General features: G+C 50.3%; 16 protein-coding genes. 9 read left to right on the top strand and 7 right to left on the bottom strand.

Features of this window, described 5'->3' with window-relative positions; translation table 11 throughout:
• Nucleotides 1-34: 34 nt before the first annotated feature.
• Entirely contained in the window at nucleotides 35-2,647 is a 2,613-nt protein-coding gene (locus AADEFJLK_RS20255; protein WP_211299284.1) for a glycoside hydrolase family 15 protein, read from the top strand.
• A 117-nt stretch (nucleotides 2,648-2,764) separates the two neighbouring features.
• On the opposite strand, the gene AADEFJLK_RS20250 is transcribed toward AADEFJLK_RS20255, so the two are convergent.
• On the bottom strand, nucleotides 2,765-3,616 hold the full coding sequence (locus AADEFJLK_RS20250; RefSeq protein ID WP_232463783.1) for a TOBE domain-containing protein: 852 nt from the start codon (nucleotides 3,614-3,616) through the stop codon (nucleotides 2,765-2,767).
• A gap of 84 nt (nucleotides 3,617-3,700) precedes the next feature.
• Nucleotides 3,701-5,230 carry a porin gene (locus AADEFJLK_RS20245; RefSeq protein ID WP_103975553.1) on the bottom strand — a complete coding sequence of 510 codons (1,530 nt, stop codon included), beginning with the start codon at nucleotides 5,228-5,230 and terminating at the stop codon, nucleotides 3,701-3,703.
• Between the two features lie 152 nt (nucleotides 5,231-5,382).
• Between AADEFJLK_RS20245 and modA the strand changes: the two genes are divergently transcribed.
• The 8 genes from modA (at nucleotide 5,383) to AADEFJLK_RS20205 (ending at nucleotide 15,021) form a co-directional block, all read left to right on the top strand.
• Nucleotides 5,383-6,141: a molybdate ABC transporter substrate-binding protein gene (gene modA, locus AADEFJLK_RS20240; protein WP_103975552.1), complete on the top strand. Its 759-nt coding sequence runs from the start codon at nucleotides 5,383-5,385 to the stop codon at nucleotides 6,139-6,141.
• Nucleotides 6,142-6,153: 12 nt separating this feature from the next.
• On the top strand, nucleotides 6,154-6,846 hold the full coding sequence (gene modB / locus AADEFJLK_RS20235) for a molybdate ABC transporter permease subunit (RefSeq protein ID WP_103975551.1): 693 nt from the start codon (nucleotides 6,154-6,156) through the stop codon (nucleotides 6,844-6,846).
• A 2-nt stretch (nucleotides 6,847-6,848) separates the two neighbouring features.
• A complete protein-coding gene (gene modC, locus AADEFJLK_RS20230) occupies nucleotides 6,849-7,493 on the top strand; it encodes a molybdenum ABC transporter ATP-binding protein (protein WP_103975550.1) in 645 nt (214 codons plus the stop codon).
• Between the two features lie 180 nt (nucleotides 7,494-7,673).
• Nucleotides 7,674-8,999 (top strand): SWIM zinc finger family protein, encoded by a 1,326-nt coding sequence (locus tag AADEFJLK_RS20225; RefSeq protein WP_103975549.1) that lies wholly within the window; start codon nucleotides 7,674-7,676, stop codon nucleotides 8,997-8,999.
• A complete protein-coding gene (locus AADEFJLK_RS20220; protein WP_103975548.1) occupies nucleotides 8,996-10,528 on the top strand; it encodes a DUF5691 domain-containing protein in 1,533 nt (510 codons plus the stop codon). The genes AADEFJLK_RS20225 and AADEFJLK_RS20220 overlap by 4 nt, the downstream gene beginning before the upstream one ends.
• Nucleotides 10,521-11,600 (top strand): ATP-binding protein, encoded by a 1,080-nt coding sequence (locus AADEFJLK_RS20215; protein ID WP_103975547.1) that lies wholly within the window; start codon nucleotides 10,521-10,523, stop codon nucleotides 11,598-11,600. Before AADEFJLK_RS20220 ends, AADEFJLK_RS20215 begins: the two co-directional genes overlap by 8 nt.
• A gap of 3 nt (nucleotides 11,601-11,603) precedes the next feature.
• On the top strand, nucleotides 11,604-13,880 hold the full coding sequence (locus tag AADEFJLK_RS20210) for a DUF5682 family protein (protein WP_103975546.1): 2,277 nt from the start codon (nucleotides 11,604-11,606) through the stop codon (nucleotides 13,878-13,880).
• Nucleotides 13,873-15,021 (top strand): VWA domain-containing protein, encoded by a 1,149-nt coding sequence (locus tag AADEFJLK_RS20205; RefSeq protein WP_103975545.1) that lies wholly within the window; start codon nucleotides 13,873-13,875, stop codon nucleotides 15,019-15,021. Before AADEFJLK_RS20210 ends, AADEFJLK_RS20205 begins: the two co-directional genes overlap by 8 nt.
• A gap of 52 nt (nucleotides 15,022-15,073) precedes the next feature.
• Here the strand turns inward: AADEFJLK_RS20205 and AADEFJLK_RS20200 are convergent, their stop codons facing one another.
• The 5 genes from AADEFJLK_RS20200 to AADEFJLK_RS20180 all read right to left on the bottom strand — a co-directional run bounded on the left by AADEFJLK_RS20200 (nucleotide 15,074) and on the right by AADEFJLK_RS20180 (nucleotide 20,784).
• Nucleotides 15,074-16,954, bottom strand: coding sequence for a hypothetical protein (locus tag AADEFJLK_RS20200; protein WP_103975544.1), 1,881 nt, complete (start codon nucleotides 16,952-16,954; stop codon nucleotides 15,074-15,076).
• A complete protein-coding gene (locus AADEFJLK_RS20195) occupies nucleotides 16,951-18,756 on the bottom strand; it encodes a hypothetical protein (protein ID WP_146054682.1) in 1,806 nt (601 codons plus the stop codon). The genes AADEFJLK_RS20200 and AADEFJLK_RS20195 overlap by 4 nt, the downstream gene beginning before the upstream one ends.
• Before the next feature lie 58 nt (nucleotides 18,757-18,814).
• Nucleotides 18,815-19,564, bottom strand: a complete 750-nt coding sequence (locus AADEFJLK_RS20190; protein WP_103975542.1) for an ABC transporter ATP-binding protein — start codon at nucleotides 19,562-19,564, stop codon at nucleotides 18,815-18,817.
• Nucleotides 19,565-19,681: 117 nt separating this feature from the next.
• The gene (locus tag AADEFJLK_RS20185) at nucleotides 19,682-20,170 is read right to left on the bottom strand and encodes an ATP-binding protein (protein WP_103975541.1); all 489 of its coding nucleotides are present in this window, start codon (nucleotides 20,168-20,170) and stop codon (nucleotides 19,682-19,684) included.
• Nucleotides 20,171-20,391: 221 nt separating this feature from the next.
• On the bottom strand, nucleotides 20,392-20,784 hold the full coding sequence (locus AADEFJLK_RS20180) for a hypothetical protein (RefSeq protein ID WP_103975574.1): 393 nt from the start codon (nucleotides 20,782-20,784) through the stop codon (nucleotides 20,392-20,394).
• Nucleotides 20,785-21,147: the final 363 nt, after the last annotated feature.

Here is a 21,147-nt window from a genome sequence, read left to right as displayed (position 1 = left end):
AAACCACCACTGTTCAGTTTCTGAGGAATATACCATGCCACAAAAAAACCGTACCCTAGCCGCCGCCATTGCCCAATTAACGGGCATGGCATTACCGCAACCTTTTCGCCACATTAAAAAAAGCTGGCCACTATTACTGTTGTTGCCGCTGTCTGCGCCGCTTCATGCCGAAGATGCCCCTTGCCCGCCCGGCTATCCCTCAACGTGGGGCCCTGCCGCTAAAGACTTTCTCGGCACATCATTAGGTGCTACATCACGGGTTTATTTTACGGGGGCGGAAGGTATCCTAACCGAAGTGTTCTATCCGACCATCGACACCGTGCAAAATGTCGATATGCAGTTTTTGGTCACCGATGCCGCCAAAACCTGGGGTGATGAAGAGCGCAAACAAGCCAAGCATGAAATCAGCCAAACCGATCCGCGTGCTATGATTTGGAATGCGGCGACTACCGCCGATAACGGCAAATGGAAAATCAGCAAAAAAATATTTACCGACCCGAACAGTAATGTGGTCATTCAGCGCGTGACTTTCCAAACCTTGGAAGCGGGCAAAAGTGTGAAAGATTATAACGTCTATTTGCTGAACAACCCCGCCATTAACAATTCCGGGGCGGGCAAGGCACAATGTAGCGGCAAACAAAGCACCACTGATGGCGCCGATAACTCGAAAGCCTTAAGCACGTCGGGGCGCACTTTCTTGGTCGCTTCGGAAAGCAAAGCCAATTCGGCAGTATCCGCCTTAGCTGTCTCCTTACCTTGGCGGGTAACGGGCAGCGACCCAATGGTATCTAACGGCTTTGTCGGCACTAACGACGGTTATACCGATTTGTTCGCAGGCGTTCATGACAGAACCATGGATTGGCATTATGCCAATGCCTTAGGCGGTAACGTCGCGCAAATGGGCTGGCTGGATTTTTCCGCCGCAACCGGCAGTTCAGTCAGTTTTGATGTGGTGTTGGGTTTTGGCAGCAGCGAAAATGAAGCGATGAACACAGCCAACGCCGCCCTGAAAAATGATCTGGCGGCGGTCGAAAAAACCTATGCTGACCAATGGAAAACCTATACCCAAGGCCTTGACAACCAAGGCGGTACGGCGGATAACCAGTATTATTTGGCGGCAATGACCTTAAAAAGCATCCAAGACAAAAGTAGCGGCGCAATGGTGGCAGGTCCCGGTACGCCGTGGGGCGATACCAGCAACGACAGCAACCAAGGCGGCTACCATTTAGTCTGGGCGCGAGATTTGTTCAAATTTGCCAGCGCCTTAATCACAGCGGGCGATAAAGACACCGCCAATAAATCGGTCGAATTTTTGTTCAATGTACAAATGGAAACCACAGGGGCTACAGCTGGCCGTTTTCCGCAAAACAGTTTTGTCGACGGCAAACCTTATTGGAACGGCACCCAAATGGACGAAGCGGCGATGCCGATCATTTTGGCGTGGAAACTTAACCGCACCGATCTTTGGCCGAAAATAAAATTGGCGGCGGAATTTGTCGCCAAAACCGGCCCGCATACTGGGCAAGAGCGCTGGGAAGAAATGGGCGGGTACTCACCTTCGACCATTGCCGCCGAAATTGCCGGGCTAGTCTGTGCCGCCGATTTGGCGACGGCGGCGGGCGATCCGGGTGCGGCGGCGTATTATCTGCAAAAAGCTGACGAATGGCGCAACAATATCGCCAATTGGACATTTACCACCACAGGCTATTATGGCAATAAACAATATTATGTCCGTATCGACAGCAACCAAAACCCTGACGACGAAGATAGCCTGACTTTCGGTAACGGTGGCGGCAACCATAAAGAAAAGTCGATTATTGACGGCGGCTTCTTAGAATTGGTGCGTATGGGGGCGATGAGTCCGAACGATTGGACGATTTTGGACACCCTGCCCGAATATGATGAACTTCTGAAGCAAACGTTCCCTGGCAAAGGTGATGCTTTTTTCCGTTATAACAATGACGGCTATGGCGAAAATAACCAAGGCGGCAGTTACAATGGCACGGGGCGCGGACGTTTATGGCCTATTTTTACGGCGGAACGGGGTATTTACGAAATCGCCAAAAGCGGCGACGGCAGTAAAGGCACGGCGTATCTGAGTGCCCTGAAAGCCTTCTCATCACCTGCGGGCTTTATCCCCGAACAAATCTGGAATCAGACCGCAACCATTACGGGCTGGGAAACCATCACGCCAGCCCCTTATGTCCCCGGCACGGCGACCCGTTCCATGCAGCCTTTAAGTTGGGCGATGGGCGAGTATATCAACCTGACCGCTGCGATTAAGTCTGGGAAAGGCGATGCCCCTAAAGTGGTGTGTGACCGTTATGCCTGCGATAAACCGCAAGTGACCGTCAGTTTTAATGCCACTGCGCAAACCCAGTGGGGAGAAAATATTTATCTGGTAGGCGACAGCCCTTTACTGAGCAACTGGATACCCGCTTCGGGCATCAAACTATCGGCAAAAGGCTATCCAGTTTGGAGTACGCGCATTTCCTTACCGACGAATACCGCGTTTAAGTATAAATATGTCAAACGTGACAGCAAAGGCAATACGCTATGGGAGCAAAGTGCCGACCATACATTTACAACGGCGGCGAATAATACGCCTATCGTGCGGACAGATAGTGTACAGGGCTGGCAACCTTAGGACGACAAACCAAGGCTAATTAGCCACCAGCCTGCACCGTAAAGCTTATCTAAACAGCACTTCACCACGGAGGACACGCAACCGTGTCCTCCACTTCCTTTGTGCCTTATCGGCAAATTAAGAAGCCACCCCTAACAATACCGCACCTGCCTTAAAGACCGCAGTCGCTTCGCTGCCTTCGGTCAGGCCTAAGGTATCGACGCTTTCGTTGGTAATGGTCGCAGCGATGGCATTGCCGCCTTGCAAGGCAATCACGACTTCAGTATTGACCGAGCCTTTTTGGATACGGGTCACTGTACCTTTCAGTTGGTTACGCGCCGACAGGCGATAACCACCGAAATCGGTCACGAGCGTAACTTGCGAGACTTTAATCAGGGCAATGGCATCAAGGCCGCTTTTAATGCCTAAGCTTTCCACAGATTCTTTCGTCACAGAAGCGACAATCACGTCGCCGCCTTTCAGATCGAGAGTAACGGTGGCATTGACGGCACCGACGGCAACATCGGTCACTTTGCCAAAAAATTGGTTACGCGCACTGGCTTTCATAATTAACCTCTTGAGTAAGAAAACAATATCTTGATGGGTGTTTAAACGCTGGTTGAGTTGTTGCAAAAAAATAGCATGTTCGCTTTGCAGTTGCTGAAAGACCGCCAAGAACGCTTTACCCGCCAGCGTCAGTTGGGTTCCGCCGCCCTGTTTGCCGCCGATAGCCGTTGTCACCAAAATATTGGGCGACAGGTTATTGGCGCGTTCTATCATTTCCCACGCACCTTTATAGGTTAAGCCCACAGCCCGCGCGGCTTGATTAATGGAACCCGTTTGCCCGATGGCAGAAAGTAGGCCGAATAGCCGCTCTCCTAGGCTACTTAACAAATGGATTTGGCCGCTGACCAAAGCGACAGGCTCAGCGGGTGTTGCCGCGCTGTCTGCCGTTTCGCAAAGCTCGGCCTTAATAGGCAGATTAGACAAAATAAGTCTCCTTAATAATAAGCCAAGCCGGATTAGCGCCTGACAAAATAAGTGGCCCAGACGCTAACCTTGCTAAGCGCCGCTTTAAAATGCCACCTGAACCCGCGAGAATACCGCCTGCTCGGTCGTCCGGTCAGTATTGCCGGCAGCACCACCGACAAACAGCGTCTCTTCGTAATCGGTCATCAGCTTCAGGTTGTCGTTTAAGTACCAGTTGACCCCTAATGCCCACGATTGGGCGTTTCTGATGGAATTGCTTAAGCTGGCGAAAGAATAAGGGTTTGCCACCGAGCCGATGTTTTGGAACGTCGACTTGTCGATATTCAGCTCAGACCACCGTGCGGCAAGTTGCCATGCCCCCCAAGAACCCGCTGCCGGATCAAAGCGTTTGTTAGGTTTAATGGCAAAAAAGCTATTATTTTCACCGGTCAGCATATAAGACACATTGAAATGCCAAGCCTCGTTGTTTTGTAGGGCATGTTTATTCAACCCTGCATTATATAGGTTTTGTGATGATACTAAATATTCCCCCATTATGCCAACGGTTTTCCAATACCAATACATTTGCGGGTAAATCCGATACTGTTCGCCGGATGAAGTGGCGGCGCCATTATAGGTCACGATGGCTTGCTGCCCGGCACTGACCAAGGAGACTAAGGCATTTTGTTGTGGTTGCCCCCAAGTACCCGCCACGCCCAAACCTAAACCTGCCAAAGCGGTACCGCTGTGCATAAAAGGGTGCGAGAACAACCGCGCGGCGACTTCTTTATTGTTATCGGTGTCCCTATCCGCATTTTGTACCGCTTGGTTATCGCGGACACCGTTAAATACCCCGACCTCGTAACCGATAAACTCCTTAAAAACTGGCTGCGGTGTATATTGCGCTTTATAGCCAGGATAAGCAATTGCACCGTGCAGCATAAAACCTATATCACGGTTAGGTGCTAACTGGGCAGGGTAGGCGCGTTCAATAAAGGTCAGATTAGTCGCCGTTTGCATCCGTTCCAAGCTGACGGGTTGGCGGAATTTTCCCGCCATCAAGCTGGCGGCAGTAAAATAGTGCAAATCGACAAAGGCATCAAACAGGCGTACTTGCCCGCCGCCAAAATCAGGCGCGATGCGAAAATCGACATTTTTAAACAACGTGCCGTCAAACGTTAATCGCGCCCTACGGATCAAAAACTTATCAAACTCGCCCGAAGACAACGGCGCATCATCGGCATAAAAATTGCTGTCTGCTTGTGCATAACCACGAATGTTCAGCTTGTAATTGTCATCGGCGGACTTCAAGACCACGCCTTTATTGGACACGTCAATTTTAGGGGCTTTTTTGGCTTGTTCGTCGGCGGCTTTTTTGTCGGTTTCAAGACGTTGGCTAATGACGGACAGCTTGTCTTCCAACTGTTTGACAGGGGCGGCTTGGACAGGTTGGGCTCGTCCGGCCAGATAGCTTTTCAGTTGTTGGTTTTCGGCTGCGGCGTGTTTTAATTGGTTCTCCATCTGCGCCATTTTCTTTTCCATCGCCGCCATCCGTTGTTCCACACTCATGGCTTGGCTGGTATTAGCAAAACCGATGGCCGTCATTGCCAACCATAATGCCGATTTGTTAAGCATTTGAATATCTCCAAAAATGATAAAAACTAAATTCTATCATCATTAATTCGCTAATGACCACTGCTTGACAAGAAAACACCGCAAGCGCAGTATAGCAACCGTAATAGCGTTTTGCCAATACATCTATTTTCTTCGCTTCCAAGGAGCCGCCAATGACTTTTAAACCCTTACGTTTATTATTGATTTTTTTAATTTGCAGCGTTTTTATGCCCGCCGCGCAAGCGGAAATAACCGTGCTGGCCGCCGCCAGCCTGACCAACGCGCTCACCGACATTATCAAACACTACCAAAAACAACAGGGCGTAACGATAAAAACCTCGTTTGCCTCATCGTCGGTACTGGCCAAACAAATCGAAAACGGCTTACCGGCGGACATTTTCATTTCCGCCGATAAGCAATGGATGGATACCTTGTATGAGCAAGGTAAAATCGACGCGACCTCGCGTAAGGAGGTTTTGGGCAATAGCTTGGTGCTGATCGCACCAAAAGGCCAAGGCTTTGCTGTTAAGTTGGCGAAAGGCGAAGCCTTAGCTAACGCGTTTGACGGCAAGTTATGCACTGGCGAAACCAGCACCGTACCCGCCGGCAAATATGCGAAAGAAGCCTTGCAAAATTTGGCGATGTGGGACACCATTAAAACCCGTATCGTCGGTACCGAAGATGTCCGGGCCGCGTTGGCGTTTGTCGAGCGTGGCGAATGTGCCGCTGGCATTGTCTATGCCACCGATGCCCTGATCAGCACTAAGGTCGAAGTGGTCGGCACTTTTCCTGAGAGCAGCCACGCGCCGATAGCTTACCCAATGGCCTTGATTAGCCAATCCCAAGAAGCCCGGGCTTTTCTCGATTATTTAAGCCAAGCCGAAGCGGGCAAGGTGTTTGCCCATTATGGCTTTACCCGTCTGCAACCCTAACCCTGGTAACGTATGCTGGAACTGAGTGAACAAGAAATAGCGGCTTTGTTGTTATCGTTAAAAATCGCCGGGTGGAGCACCTTGTTAAGCTGCCCCTTGGCGATTATCATCGGTTGGTGGTTGGCCCGTTACGAATTTTTCGGCAAAGCCTTGGTGGATGGCTTGGTGCATCTGCCTTTAGTATTACCGCCGATTGTTCCCGGCTATTTATTGTTGCTGTGTTTCGGGCATAATGGCTTTATCGGCAAATGGCTGTACCAAAGCTTTGGCGTCAGTTTGGCCTTTAATTGGAAAGGCGCGGTATTGGCCTCAATGGTCATGGCCTTGCCGTTAATTGTCCGCTCGGTGCGTTTGTCAATCACCGCGATAGACCGGGGGCTGGAAAATGCCGCCCGCACCTTGGGGGCATCCCCAGTGCGGGTGTTTTTTACCATCACCCTGCCGTTGGCGGCCCCCGGCATTCTGGTCGGGGCGGTATTGGGCTTTAGCCGCAGCCTGGGTGAATTTGGCGCAACCATCACCTTTGTCGGCAATATCGAAGGCGAAACCCGCACCTTGCCTTTAGCCATTTACACCGCCACCCAAGTGCCGGGCGGCGACGGCCCGGCGGCGCGGTTGGTGATTTTGTCGGTACTGTTGGCCTTGCTCGCCTTAATCATCAGCGACCTGCTCAACCGTAAGCTATACCGTAATGCGGGGCGTTAATTATGTTAGATATTGATGTAAAACTGAACCACGGCAGCTTTCAATTGCACGCCCAGTTTCAAAGCAGCCACTTGGTCACCGGCTTATTTGGCCCTTCAGGTGCGGGTAAATCTAGCGTCTTGAATTTGATAGCCGGACTGCTCACCCCCCAACAAGGGCATATCATCGTCGATGGCACACCCTTGTTCGACTCCCGCCAAGATATTAACTTACCCGCACATCGGCGCCGGATCGGCCTGGTGTTTCAAGATGCGCGGTTGTTCCCACATTTGTCGGTACGCCATAACTTATTGTACGGCTACCATTTGCTCAAACCCGACCAACGGCAAATTCACCTCGATACGGTAGTGGAACTGTTGGAAATCGGCCATTTGTTAGGGCAGTCCGTGCAAAAACTCTCCGGCGGCGAAAAACAACGCGTCGGCCTAGGCCGCGCCTTGCTTACCAGTCCCCGCCTGCTGCTGCTTGATGAGCCACTGGCCGCCCTTGATGAGCGCCTCAAACAACAGATCCTGCCGTTTTTGCTGAAAACCCGTGACGAATTGCGCCTGCCCATGCTTTACGTCAGCCACGCTTTAGCGGAAATCCATTACTTGACCGATAGCGTGGCCTTTCTTGATAAAGGGCAGATTGTTTCGGCGCAATAAGGGTAGGGATCTGTGGTTTCTCTATAGCCAAAAAAACCATATTTCCCAACATTTAATTGCCTATCTGCTTATTGAATACTCCGAGGTTAAAATTATTTCTTATTCGCCTACTTAACAGAAATTAATTGTGATATATAATTAAGGTACGTCCATACAACAACAATAACAGGCCATACCTGTATGAACAGGGAACAAATCCTCGCGTTAGCTCCAGATACCGCATCCATCAGTGCCGCCAAAAGCTTGGGTAACCCTAAAGTTTGGGGTGTGTTGGGCTATAGTGGCCGGGCGGTGTGGGGCGAGTGTAAAGGCAGTGGCGCAAACCCGTACCAAGCGCGGATTGATTTAAGCGGCAATGCTTTTAAATGTTCCTGCCCCAGCCGCAAGTTTCCTTGTAAACATGGCTTGGCGTTGTTCCTATTATATGCCGAAGAGCCGCAGCATTTTACCCAGACCGATGCGGAACCGCCTTGGGTGGCGGAATGGTTGGCAAGTCGCGGGCAACGGGCAGAAGCCAAAAAAGCACCCGCCGCCGCCAAGCCTGTAGACCCCAAAGCCCAAGCCAAACGCCAACAACAGCGGGATGGGGAAATGGCGCAAGGGCTGGCGGAATTGGGGCTATGGCTGGAGGATATTGTCCGTATCGGCTTCGCAGAATTGCCCGCCAAACCCTTGCGCTATTGGGATGAATGGGCGGCGCGGATGGTCGATGCCAAAATGCCCGGCCTCGCGGGGCGGATCAGAAAGTTAAGCGCGGTGTTGCTGCAAAAAAGCGATAATCTGCATCTGTTCGCGCAAGAAATCGCCCGCCTGCATTTGTTGGTCAAGGCGTATCCGCAACGCCACCAGCTACCCGCCGGACTGTGTGCCGACATTAACCAAGTGCTGGGCTTGGCAATGCGTGAAGACGAGGTATTACAAGCCCCGGCGGTCAATGACGAATGGCTGGTGTTAGCAACCCGTTTTAGCGAAGAAAACGCCTTAGTGACCCGCGAAGTGTGGTTATTAGGCACCACTAGCGGGCAGTTCGCCAAATTACTGCATTTCGCCCATGCCAGCCAGCGGCAAACCTTACAAACACTATGGCTGACTGGCAACCGTTTGCTGGGCAATGCGCATTTCTACCCGTCAGCGACTCCATTACGCGCCGTATTAGGCGACTATCAAAACAGCCCACAACAAGCGGGCATCGGCCCTGCCCCGCAACATAGCGCTTTTTGGCAGGATTACAGCCAATTAAAAATCCGCAACCCGTGGCTAGGCGCTTATCCGGTGCTGGCACCGCCCGCTATACCGATATACCAAGAACCTTTTTTATACTTGCAACTGCCTGACGGCACCGCCATTCCAGTCGATACGCGTGGCACTGCGCCGTGGCCGTTATTGGCAATGAGCGGCGGGCAAACCGTCAGTGTCTTTGGCGAATGGGATGGTGAACGCCTCCAGGCCTTAGGGGTTTGGTACGGACAGACTTACGCCAATTTAACGGCTAGGGCAGTAACATGAAGATCTGGCAAGACTTAGTCAAACACGCCATTGTCGGCACTCAGCGCCACAGCCAACTGCCCGTGTTAGCACCACCGGACTTACAAAGCCGCCAGCACCATTGGCAAGATTTAAGCACCGAACAGCAATTGCTTAACGCGCTGGCCTTGGTCGAATCTTATAAAGCGGTGGGTAAAATTTGGGCGGTGGCTAGCCCTGCACCCTTATCCGCCGCCGTCCCTGAAACAGCGGCCTATTGCAGCGCCCATATCAGCCAATGCCTGCACCGTTACTTGCACGAAGAAAACCATGCTTTGGTGAAAGAAGCCCTCGGCCTACTCAGTCAGCGGCAACAACTGTTACCCCCTGAATTGTTAGCGGCGTTTTTAACATGGAGTGAAAGCCAACGTCCTAACGCCGCCCAGCTAAGGGCCGTGATCGGTAACCGTGGCTTATGGTTATGCGGACTCAATCCCGCTTGGCAGAAATTGCCGGGCAATTTAGCCACCACAGTGGAAACCACCGATACTTGGCTGGAGGCCATCGGATCGGCGCGGTTCGCCCTCTTTGCCGAAGCCTTAACAGCAGACCGCCACCAAGCCTTAAGCCAATTGGCCGCTCAATGGCCTGTAAACAACGCTAAAGACCGGCAAGCCTTTTTAGATGTGTTAGCCGGGCAACCCACGGCGGATATGTTGCCCTTTTTGCAAACTATCACCGAAGACCGTAGCCAAGGGGTGCGCGAGAGAACCACCCGCCTGCTCGCACAATTGCAAGACCCTGAGCTGACCCGTTTAGTGCAGGACAATCTTTTAGCCGTGCTGGAAATACATAAGCCTTTATTAGGTCACGAGCAACTGCGGGTCAATTTGCCCGATGCGCTCGCCGAAATTTGGAAAAAACGCGGTTTGCAAGAAAAACTGGAATACCTGCCTGTCCTGACTGGCTCTGCTAAAATCGGCAATAAGGCAGGCTGGCTTTATCAATGGCTAAGCTTAAGCAATCCCCTTACACTCGCCGAACAACTTGGTTTAAGCTTGGCAACGCTAGTTGATGCTGCCCTGCGCTCGGATTTTTCGGCGGCCTTATTATCAGGTTTTGATTTTGGCGCGGCCCTGCATAGCTGCGCGGAATTTGTGCCACTGCGTATGCCTTTACTGAATACGAGGGAGCAAGGTTTTTGGCTACAGCACTTTGCCCCATCATATCCGCCCGCGTGCATCGAACCCGTAGCCATTGCCTATTTCCAGCAACTGGATGCCGGCCAAGCACTGGGGTTTATCTACAATTTTACCGCCCAGCAAGACACTTTATCCGAACCTTTCGCAGAAGCCGTCATCGACGTTTTGCTGGCAGCCGCCAAGGCTACCCCGCCCGTCTTTTACGGTTACGAACGTAAAAGCTTAGCGCAATTGGCCTTTAAATTGCCGCTGGCGAATTATGACCATTTGAGCCGACGCTTACAACAAGATGACAACCCGCAGTTTTTTGACTTATTAACCCATTTTTCCCAGCGCCAGGCGCTACATCAGGAGTTTGCTCATGAATGAGGTGTTAAGACGGCACGCCGAACAGCAATATGCCGAAGAATTGGCGGCCCTGCAAGCCGTCGATACCCGCCAAAAGCCTACCAATTGGGCGTTATCGCCGTGGGCCGTGGTGCAGTACCTGATGGGCGGCACCTTAAGTAACGGTTATGAAGTATCGGCAAAATACATCGGCGACCAACGCCTGATGGAGATCGCCGTCGCCACATTAACCACTGACCGCGCCTTATTACTCTACGGCGTACCGGGCACGGCAAAATCGTGGGTATCCGAACATTTGGCGGCGGCAATTTGCGGCGACTCCACCTTAGTCATCCAAGGCACAGCGGGGATTAGCGAAGAGGCAATCCGTTATGGTTGGAATTACGCACAATTGCTGGCGAAAGGGCCGAGCATGGAAGCGCTGGTGGTCAGTCCGATGATGCACGCCATGCAAGTCGGCAAAATCGCCCGCATTGAGGAACTGACCCGCATCCCCTCCGATGTCCAAGACACGTTAATCACGGTGCTGTCGGAAAAGCACTTGCCTATCCCCGAACTCAATACCGAAGTCTCGGCGCGGAAAGGCTTTAACATCATCGCCACCGCCAATAACCGCGATAAAGGCGTTAACGAACTGTCCAGCGCCTTGCAACGGCGTTTTAACACGGTAATCTTGCCGACCCCCGCCAGCTTGGCCAAAGAAGTGGAAATTGTCGAACAGCGGGTACGCGAATTGGGGCGTGCTTTGGAACTGCCATTGGAAAAAAGTGCGGTGCGGGAAATCCAACGGGTCGTGACCATTTTCCGCGAATTACGCATGGGCGTGACCTTAGACAATAAAGAAAAATTGAAAATACCGTCAGGCACCTTAAGCACTGCCGAAGCCATTTCCGTTATGAACAGCGGCATTAGCCTATCGGTGCATTTTGGTGACGGCGAGTTGAATGTCGCCGACTTGGCCTCCAGCCTGATCGGGGCGGTCATCAAAGATCCCGTGCAAGACCCTATCGTTTGGCGCGAATACTTGGAAACCGTCGTTAAAGAGCGTGCCGGATGGCAAGACCTTTACCGTGCTTGCCGCGAACTCAGTTGAGCGATGTTAGTCGACAACGTCTTTTACCTGGGCATACGCCACCACGGCCCCGGCTCGGCGGACAGTGTCTTGCGGGCGTTAGCCAGCTTTGCGGCGGATAAAATTTTGCTGGAAGGCCCGGCAGAAGCCGCCCCCTTGCTGGCGCAAATTAACCATCCGCAATTACAGCCGCCCGTCGCGCAACTGTTCTACGCTACCGACCAACCCGCTGAGGCGGTGTTTTACCCTTATACGCGCTTTTCACCGGAATGGCAGACGCTGTGTTATGCACAGCAGTCGCAAACGCCGCTGGAATTTTTCGACTTACCGCAAACCCACGCCCTCGCTTTAAAGCGTAACGGATCCGTCCAAGAAACGGAAGCGGAAGAAGGGAACTCACCCCTTGAGGCTATAGATAGCTTAACGCTGGATTTTGACCCTTTGGATTTGCTTGCCCACGCTGCCGGATTTGAAGACGGCGAGCAATGGTGGGAACAAATGGTCGAACAAAACCCGCAGGAAGGGGAGATTTTTACCGCCATTGCCGAAGCCATGAGCGTCGTGCGTACCGCCATTGAAGCCGAACGCCCCTTAAGTCTGCGCGAACAATACCGCGAAGCTTGGATGCGGCGCTGCATACGCCAAGCGCGTAAAGACGGCTACCAAAAGATCGCGGTGGTGTGCGGGGCTTGGCATGTACCCGCCTTAGTGCAACCGATAACCGCCAAGCAGGATACCGCTTTATTAAAAGGCCTTCCCAAAACTAAAATCAACGCCACTTGGATACCGTGGACATATAGCCGCATCAGCAGGTGCAGCGGCTATGGGGCGGGTGTGGCTTCACCCGGTTGGTATGATTATCTTTGGGAGCGTAACCAAACCGACTCTAGCCATTATGCGGTCAGTAGCGGCTGGATTACCCGCGCCGCCCGCCTGCTGCGGACACAAGGCTTGGACATTTCACCCGCCAGTGTCATTGATGCCGTGCGCTTGGCGGAAGCCTTGGCGACGTTACGCGACCGCCACCCGCCCAATCCTAGCGACATGACGGAAGCCATGCAAACCCTGTTCGGCTTAGGTGACCCGACCGCCTTAAGGCTCTTGGATGAACGCTTATGGGTCAGCGAACGCTTAGGGCAAGTGCCGGATGATATGCCGCAAACCCCTCTGCAACAGGACTTCCAACACCAATTGAAAAGCTTGCGCTTACAGAAAGAAGCGGTAGAAAAGCTTTTGGAATTGGATTTGCGTACCGATAGCGGGCGTAACCGCTCGGTACTGCTGTACCGCTTGCAATTGCTGGGCATCACTTGGGGAAGCGTCAGTAAAGACAGCCGCAGCAAAGGGACATTTAAAGAAACGTGGCAGCTCCAATGGCGGCCTGAATTTGAATTATCGCTGATTGAGCGTAATCTCTGGGGTACGGCTATCGCCAGTGCCGCCGCCGCCTTCGCGCTTGCCGAGCTAAGTCAAGCCGGTTCCTTGGCGTTGTTATTGGAAGGTTTGCAGCAACTGTTGCTAGCCGATTTGCCCGCCGCCGTCAGTTCGGCAATGGGTGTGTTACAAGCCCGTGCCGCCACAACCAACCAAATTGACGAACTGATGTTAGCCCTGCCGGGCTTGGTGCGGATTGTCCGTTATGGTGATGTCAGAGCCACCGATACCGCCGCCCTCAAACAATTGGTGGCCAGCCTGACGGTGCGCATCAATATCGGCCTGATCAACCAATGCCGCCAACTCGACGAAGACACCGCGCGGACTATGGCCGACGCTTTGGCGACCGTCAATAGTGCCCTGCAACTGTTGGACGAGGCGGAACTGAACACGGCTTGGCAGCAAGTGCTAGTGCGCTTGGCGGCGACGGACGGCATCCAAGGGGTGTTGTGCGGCAAATGCTACCGTTTGCTGGAAAATGCCCACGTCATTAATGCTGAGGCGGTCGCCGAGGCTCTGTCCTTAGCGTTATCCCGTGCGGAAGAACCGGCGCAAGCCGCTGGTTGGCTGGAAGGCTTATTGAACGGAACCGGTTTGGCCTTGTTGCATGATGACAGCTTGCGGCAAGTATTGGACACTTATATTTGCGGTTTGACGCGGGAGCGTTTTGAAGCCATTACCCCATTATTACGCCGCACGTTTGCTACGTTTGCTTTCGGTGAACGGCGATCTTTGTTGGATAAGGTGTTGTATGACGCGCCTGCCACTGGCCTAAGCCTTGCTGAGCCGGATTTTGACCACACCCAGGCGGCTTTAGTGTTGCCGTTGCTGGACTGCATTTTGGGAGTTACGCACAATCATGGCTGAACTGGACGAAAGACAAAAACGCTGGCGGTTATTGCTGGGCGGTGATAACCAAACCGGCTTAGGAAAGGATGACATTCAGCTAGATAACTTGCTGAACGCACTATACCAGGACAGCTCCGAACCGCGTTCGGCAGGCTTGGGCGCTTCCGCCCCAAAAGTGTCGCGTTGGTTGGGCGACATCCGCGAGCGTTTCCCCGCCAATGTCGTGCGGGTCTTACAAAAGGATGCGTTTGAGCGTCTGAATATGCGGGCCATGTTGCTGCAACCGGAAATGTTGGCGGGGGTCGAAGCGGATATCCACTTAGTCGCCACCCTTATCAGCCTCAAGCATTTAGTGCCGGCACAATCCAGAGACACCGCCCGGCAATTGGTCCAAAAATTGGTGGACGAACTGTTGCAACGCTTGCGCAGTAAAACCGAACAGGCTTTGCGCGGTAGCCTTAACCGGGCGGCGCGGCGTAACCGCCCCTTACCCGGCGATATTGATTGGGGGCGGACGATACGCGCCAACCTGAAACATTACCAGCCCGACTATAAAAGCATCATCCCCGAACGGCTGATAGGTTACGGGCGCAAAAAGCCCCAAAATCTGAAAGAAGTGCTGTTGTGCGTAGACCAATCCGGCTCTATGGCGACCAGCGTCATTTACGCCAGCATCTTCGCCGCTGTCATGGCCTCCATTCCAGCCTTAAAAACCCAATTAGTGGTCTTCGACACCGCCGTTGTCGATTTGACCGAACAACTTGCCGACCCAGTAGAAGTGCTGTTCGGTGTCCAGCTCGGCGGCGGCACCGACATTAACCGCGCCGTCAGTTACTGCCAGCAACGCATCGGCAATCCCCGCGCCACTTCGCTTATCCTCATCACCGACTTATACGAAGGCGGCGATGCCAAAGCCTTAGTCGCCCGTATCGCCGAGCTGAAAAACAGCGGTGTCCAAGTCATTACCCTGTTAGCCCTCAATGACGACGGTGCGCCCAGTTACGACCCACATCTGGCACAAGCCTTCGCCAACTTAGGTGTACCCACTTTTGCCTGTACGCCGGACAAATTCCCTGACCTGATGGCGACAGCGTTAAATGGCGGCGACATAGGACTGTGGGCGGCTAAGGAAGAGGTGGTGATGCAGCGGCAGGGCTGATGTTTAGGTTCACCTTAAACCCCGCTTTATGGCCATCGGCTTTAGCCCCACACTATATTTTTGGCATTTTTATCCATCGTGAACGGAAAACGATGCCACTATCAAAATAAATGAGCAGTTGTAGCTCATCCCCGTTATGTTTGGGTAGATTGCATAAGCCCCCGGTATTTCCCTGGTAACTCCATTTTACAATGCGTTCGGTTTGCGTATGTAGGGAATCATTTTGCCTAAATTTGCATAGCGCGTGGGCAGGGGATTCAAACAGATAAGGGATCAATATCTTATCGGTTTCAAATCGGGTGGCCTTAAAATGTTTTAGCGCCTGTACTTGGGCTAAAAGCTGAGGATCTAAGCCTTTCAAAACGTTTGCCATTGTCAGCTCGCTGGCTTGAAAAACTTTGTACAAGTCGATTTTAGCCAAATTGGCCTGATGAAACAAAAATTGGATGCCTTTATATTCGCCATCTTGCGCATCTATATCTCCCACTGCATAAAGAAAATCTTTGACTTTGCCACGGCCATATATTTTGACGAACTCGCCCCAAAAAACATAACCCAAACCGTAATTGACATCATAATCATAGTCGCTGAACTGGCTCAGTTTCGGTAAGAGGCTCATTAAGCCTTCATCATAGGCTTTATAGTGTAGGGCAGCTTCGCCTAACAAGACGGGGTCGTCGGTATTCCAGTTGTGTTCGGCTAACTCGGCCAAACCTTCATGGAAAAAGCCGCCAAGAATATCGGCATTTTCTATAAATTGAAAATCAGATAAGCGATTAATTATGACATGTGTCAGTTCGTGCCGAAACGTCTTTTTTAGGTTTTCTCCTTGGTCATCAGCAGAATGGGTAGTTGCCGAATTAATGATAATGAAAGTTCCCCGTGTTGAGCCCAGAGTATGTTCGTCAGAGGGTTTTATGAACACTTCTACGCGTGGCTTTTCCTTGAAAGGAATACCAAATTCCTTATGCAGATGCTGCCATTCCTGGTCTGCAAATGGGGTCAATTCGTCTGCTATCCATTGATGCTCTTGTTGAAACTTGAAAGAAAAATAGTTAGTTTCGGTACTGTCTTGATGCCTGAGTTGGCGTATAGCACCGAGCAATTCCTGCCTGACTTTCTGGATGGGTGACAATTTCTGCTCCGGCCAATTTAAGTAGATGGCAAACCCTAAACACCCTGACGTAATCAACACGGGCACAATTTTAGTGAGATGTAGTTTCTGTAACCGAGGATAACGTTGCAGAACAAACCCTACTATTGCAACAGGCGTTCGGGTCATTTTCCATTCGTAAAGGTACATACCCAACAACCAAGGCACGGGTGCCCAAAATAAACTGGGCCGGAAACTTTCTGCAAACAAAGGGACATAACTTGCTGAATTGGGCTGGGCATCAACCAGAACAAAAGCGCCTATCACAATGACAATCAGCAGTGCAAAATGTAGAGGCCTAAACAAGCTTATTAACAAAATAAATCCGCCAGAAAACAAGCTGCCGGCTATATCGGCCACTAATCTATCTGTATAAGTATTTAACGTAAACGCTCCTAGCGAATAACTATAGTAAAACCCGCAAAACCCGCGCACCGCAAAAACAAGCAGATCAACCAGGACGAATATCAAGCAAAGAAAAATACATTTGCCAATAAAATGGCTTTTATAATTCAGGGGATGTTGGGCGAAATAGATGCGGCTATCCAGATCCCTCAGTACGCATTGCCGAAAAATAGCGAGAAAAAGAATCCAGTAAATCAAAATATCCAGTAATTGCTCATCCTTGGAAGTATACTCTTGGGCTTGGGCATGAGGGCTAAATGGGAAATCCGTAAATGCCTCAAAAAAAACCAATAAGGCACTAATGACGACAAACAGCAGATTCCGTATTAAGCCTATTTTAGTTTCTAATAGCAGCGACTGAATAATGGCTTTCATAATTCGACATAGCGCCAAGGCAAATTGACCCGACAATCTAAGTCTTTGTCATACCAAGATAACGTGGTCGAAAATCTGTCTTTCTCAAGCATAAGTGACTGTGCGGTATACGCCGTCTTATTGGGGGCAAGAATCTCCGACTCCATCGTCAAAAGATCAACTAAACGTCCGGGGGTTTGATGTTCATAAATATGGACTTGTACGTCACTATACCCAGAGCCTGGGTAATGGATGCTATAAGTCGGTTGGAAGACTTTAGGAAAAATTTCTGTTGAGGCTAATTCATAACTCACTGGTTCTGACTGGCTTGCAGTCCCTGTAGCCTGGTAGGGTCTGTTGGCAAGCTCAGGCAAAACCAACGCTGAGGCTCTATTCTCAACATTGGCAGACCATTTGAACAGCGAACGGAACAGATGGAACGGCACCCAAGAATTATCCAGATTAAGTCCGGTCTGGATATGAGTTATCCACTCGTCTTTTGGGAGCGTTGCGCTGATACCGTCAACCGTGTTTGCCGCCAGTGTATCAAACAAGCAAGACCCACTATCTTGATAAAGGCTAAGCCATGCCCGAGCGGCATAGTGTTTATTGAATGCCGGGCTTTTGGTTAATGCCACCAGCCTTTTGTGGCTCAAAGCTTTGTCTAAATGCCGTTGACTCCAATGTGCGGCTAAGCCGCGCAAAAAAATGAATTGGTTTTCTTTCAGAAGCCAACCCCGCGAGAGATTAATCAAGTTTTCAACAAGAATGTCACGTTCAGTATCGGCAAAATGCGCCTGTAATTGCTTAAAATCAAATTCGATTTCAAGCGCATTATCCCCATCGGCATGAATTTTTAGGGGCTTTACAGAATATTGCCCCGGTTTGTTTTGGTAATGGATGGCTGGCAGGCGCAATTGATAGGTGTCGGCAAACATCAAGACATCGCCATGAAGTTGGCTGATTGCCTGCTGGTAAAACGCTATTTCGGCATCTTTTAAAGGGATTGATGAACTCCAAAATGAATCGGGCTGTTGACGGCTGTTGGCAGAACCTTTTGCCTTGTCCGCACCGCCAAGCTTGCTTAAATGCAGCCCGTTGAATTCAGCCTCAGATGCATCTAGCTTATTAGTAAAATAAAAATTGCCGATAAGCGCAAACACCAAAAATAGCCCAAAAAGCCCGCCGGATAGGCTTGTTTCTTTAGCATGGAGCCATGCAAAGCCGTTTTTATTGGCCGAATAACTCAATGCAAGAGCGATTGCATACAAGATTACGCAAAGCCCCCCATAATTGACTATCAGCCCGCTATTTATGGCTTCGGATTTGTAGAGTATTTTGTCAACATCAAAGAAATTTAAAAACAGTAAAGCGTGGTTCCCGTTGTAATGCGTGTAAAGATTACAGCCAATAATGGCACCCGAATACAGATACCAGCAAAGGCGGCCTGTCATCGCCAAGCAAAGCGCGAAATTAGCAAACACGATCCAGAAAAATACCTGAAACCCCAAGAAATTTACGGTTTGGGCAGAACTCCAGAGTCCGGCGTAATAGACGGCAAATAAGAGCGTCGGCAACACCAAAATATAGGGCAGTAAGGCGATAAGAAAAAAGGAAGCCTGTTCGTAAAGGCGCATCCTCAAAGGCGCGATAGGTAACGGCGCAAAAAAGTACCGCCCGCCATTTTGGAAATTTTTGTAGATAACTTGTCGGCACAGGAAAGTACCGCAAATGAAAAAAGTAATGTTTAAAAAACTAACCAGCGCAAGTGCATTGAAATCTTCCGAGCTCTCATTTTCACGGTAAAAAATAATTGCCGTCAAGGCAATTGATACCAGGCAATACCCGATTATAGAAGAACGGTTGCTGGTCCATAGATACTTAACGACTGTTAATAGCAACATGTCCTGATGGTTTATTGTGTTTAATCAATTGAAAATACGCCTCCTCCAGGCTATTTTTACTCTCGCCAAATTTCACTATAGCCCCCTCATCAAGCATCTGCCCGTAATCAATAATGCCTAGATAATGGCAATTATCGAACAAGTCATCAACGATATGTGTCGAAAAAATAACCGATTTGCCCAATGCCGTTTCTTGTTTAAGCAGATCCAGCACAATCCTTCGTGAAACAGGGTCAAGACCAGCAGTCGGTTCGTCCAAAATATAGACTTCGGGGTCGCAAGCATAAGCCAAAGCCATTGATAACATAGTTCTCATACCAAACGAATAAGTTTCTGTTTTTCGCGTCAGCGGCAGTTGAAAGGCTGAGACCATTTCAATAAATCGGCTATTACTCCATTTAGGGTATAGTTGGGACAAAAACCATGCCGTTTGCACACCATTAACGTTGTGCGGAAAAACCGGGTCTTGAGCTACATAACCAATGCGTTTTTTCCAAGACGTTTTAACGAAAGGTGATTGCTCATTGTGAAAGGAAATTTGGCCTTTATGCGGCCGTATAACCCCGCTGAGGATTTGTAAAGTGGTCGATTTGCCCGCACCATTGCGTCCAAGAAAGCCATACACACAACCCCTAGGAAGCTTGATAGTCAGGTTTTTTATACCAATATTTTTTTCATATAACAAAGAGACCGATTCCAATTTCATCACATATTCAATCGCTTCCATGAAAACCTGTGCTATATAAATTAGGGAGGGGGCGAGTGACCGCAAAAAACCAATCGCCAATTTTTTAATTATTTACGACATAGCTGGCTAAGGGTAAACTGCCATTTTTTTTAACGCTTAAAAACGCTTCATAAAAGTCAAAATATTTTGATGCGGTTGGGCCGTCAGTGCGGCAATAGCGGGGTATTTTTCACCCGGACGTAAAAGCGGGGCTTGTTCGCTTTGCCCGATGGTTTGGTAGTAATAATCATCGACACAGGCATTGATAATCCACCAGCCCCGACTGCCTTCCTTGGCAAAGTCGGGCAATAGCGGTTCGGGCAAAAACGTCATGGAGGTACCAGTGTCGATAATTTCAATGCGCAATAGCCGTTCCTCCTGACTCCAGCGCACGATAATTTCATGATTTGGCTGGTTGTGGTAGGCATGGATGATAACGTTGTTTAAAGCTTCAACGGCGGCATGTTGGACTTCAAGCGCACAAGCCGGGCTACCGCTGGCATACAGGCATAGCGCGTGCAAGGCTTCGCAAACCAAAGAGATTTTCTCGGCATTACTGCTAATAGTCAAGGTTATGCCATTGCCGGGTTTGAATGTTGCCAACATGGAAAAAAGTCCTTAAGTTACCAAAGAAACCGTGGGCGCGGCATAGAAAAACGCCTGCATGACAGAAGGCACAGCGAGCATGTGCATTTTTTATGATGATTGTAACGGATTATGGGAACGGCTTAAACTACTTAAGCATAACAGCGGCTTTTTATGCTTTTGTAGGGCAAAGCACCTGCAAATGGCTTAAGCAAAACGCCCAGTCCCTTGCCCTACGCCAATTAATCTTGTTCGGGCTTGGGTTCCTCAACCTTAAATAAGTCAGTGACTAAACCTATATGGGGGGCAAGTTGGGACGGCACAGGAATTGTCCACGTTTTACCGACGATACGCGCAAGTATATTATCCAGCCAGAGCCGATTAGCTTGGGCGTACCGGAGGGTAACTTGGCAAGATTGCCCATCACTTACGACACCAAAACCTTCCAAACAGATTTCAATCGCTTCGTCTTCACCCGCCAATTTTAGTTGAACGAAGGCTGTTTGCGCATCTAGGTCGACACTAAAATCGGTCAACTCTGCAATGCCTTTGAGGTTGATATTGGCGACCCATAAAATCAATTTTGTGGGTGTCCATTTTATGGCCATTTTTATTAAACGGGTTTTGTAGCTCACGGTTCGCTCATTTTTATAGTGGTTGAAAATAGATAAGAACACCATTTGTAGGTGTTGTTATGTTTGGCTTACAGGACAAACATAAGTCTTTAAGGGATGTACCGCTTTAGGGCATCGGTAAAGGCTAAGCTTCCAACCGTATAGATCGGATACTGTCACTCGATCATCAAGTTTTTAACATTCGCCCAGACCGCTTTCAAGCGGTCATCCGGCAGCCCTATACTTTAGTGAAGGGGTTGTTTCCATCCGCCCCAAATCCCTGCCGGAAAGGTGCTTTTCGGAAGGCATCAGTTTAAACACGTCCCCTATCATTTGGGTCAAACTGTTGAGCATCCCGGCGGGGTCGGGGTGTTCCAATGCCCT

The sequence above is a fragment of the Methylovulum psychrotolerans genome (assembly GCF_002923755.1).
Lineage (GTDB): Bacteria > Pseudomonadota > Gammaproteobacteria > Methylococcales > Methylomonadaceae > Methylovulum > Methylovulum psychrotolerans.
Note: the sequence above shows the minus strand (reverse complement) of the source record. Positions and strands in the feature narration are given on the sequence as shown.

What these genes read in the sequence shown, in the direction of transcription:
- modC (WP_103975550.1), top strand. Translation starts at nt 6,849, where the DNA reads ATGTTAGATATTGATGTAAAACTGAACCACGGCAGCTTTCAATTGCAC.
- AADEFJLK_RS20190 (WP_103975542.1), bottom strand. Translation starts at nt 19,564, where the DNA reads ATGGAAGCGATTGAATATGTGATGAAATTGGAATCGGTCTCTTTGTTA.
- modB (WP_103975551.1), top strand. Translation starts at nt 6,154, where the DNA reads ATGCTGGAACTGAGTGAACAAGAAATAGCGGCTTTGTTGTTATCGTTA.
- AADEFJLK_RS20185 (WP_103975541.1), bottom strand. Translation starts at nt 20,170, where the DNA reads ATGTTGGCAACATTCAAACCCGGCAATGGCATAACCTTGACTATTAGC.
- AADEFJLK_RS20245 (WP_103975553.1), bottom strand. Translation starts at nt 5,230, where the DNA reads ATGCTTAACAAATCGGCATTATGGTTGGCAATGACGGCCATCGGTTTT.
- AADEFJLK_RS20215 (WP_103975547.1), top strand. Translation starts at nt 10,521, where the DNA reads ATGAATGAGGTGTTAAGACGGCACGCCGAACAGCAATATGCCGAAGAA.
- modA (WP_103975552.1), top strand. Translation starts at nt 5,383, where the DNA reads ATGACTTTTAAACCCTTACGTTTATTATTGATTTTTTTAATTTGCAGC.
- AADEFJLK_RS20225 (WP_103975549.1), top strand. Translation starts at nt 7,674, where the DNA reads ATGAACAGGGAACAAATCCTCGCGTTAGCTCCAGATACCGCATCCATC.
- AADEFJLK_RS20205 (WP_103975545.1), top strand. Translation starts at nt 13,873, where the DNA reads ATGGCTGAACTGGACGAAAGACAAAAACGCTGGCGGTTATTGCTGGGC.
- AADEFJLK_RS20210 (WP_103975546.1), top strand. Translation starts at nt 11,604, where the DNA reads ATGTTAGTCGACAACGTCTTTTACCTGGGCATACGCCACCACGGCCCC.
- AADEFJLK_RS20220 (WP_103975548.1), top strand. Translation starts at nt 8,996, where the DNA reads ATGAAGATCTGGCAAGACTTAGTCAAACACGCCATTGTCGGCACTCAG.
- AADEFJLK_RS20255 (WP_211299284.1), top strand. Translation starts at nt 35, where the DNA reads ATGCCACAAAAAAACCGTACCCTAGCCGCCGCCATTGCCCAATTAACG.
- AADEFJLK_RS20200 (WP_103975544.1), bottom strand. Translation starts at nt 16,954, where the DNA reads ATGAAAGCCATTATTCAGTCGCTGCTATTAGAAACTAAAATAGGCTTA.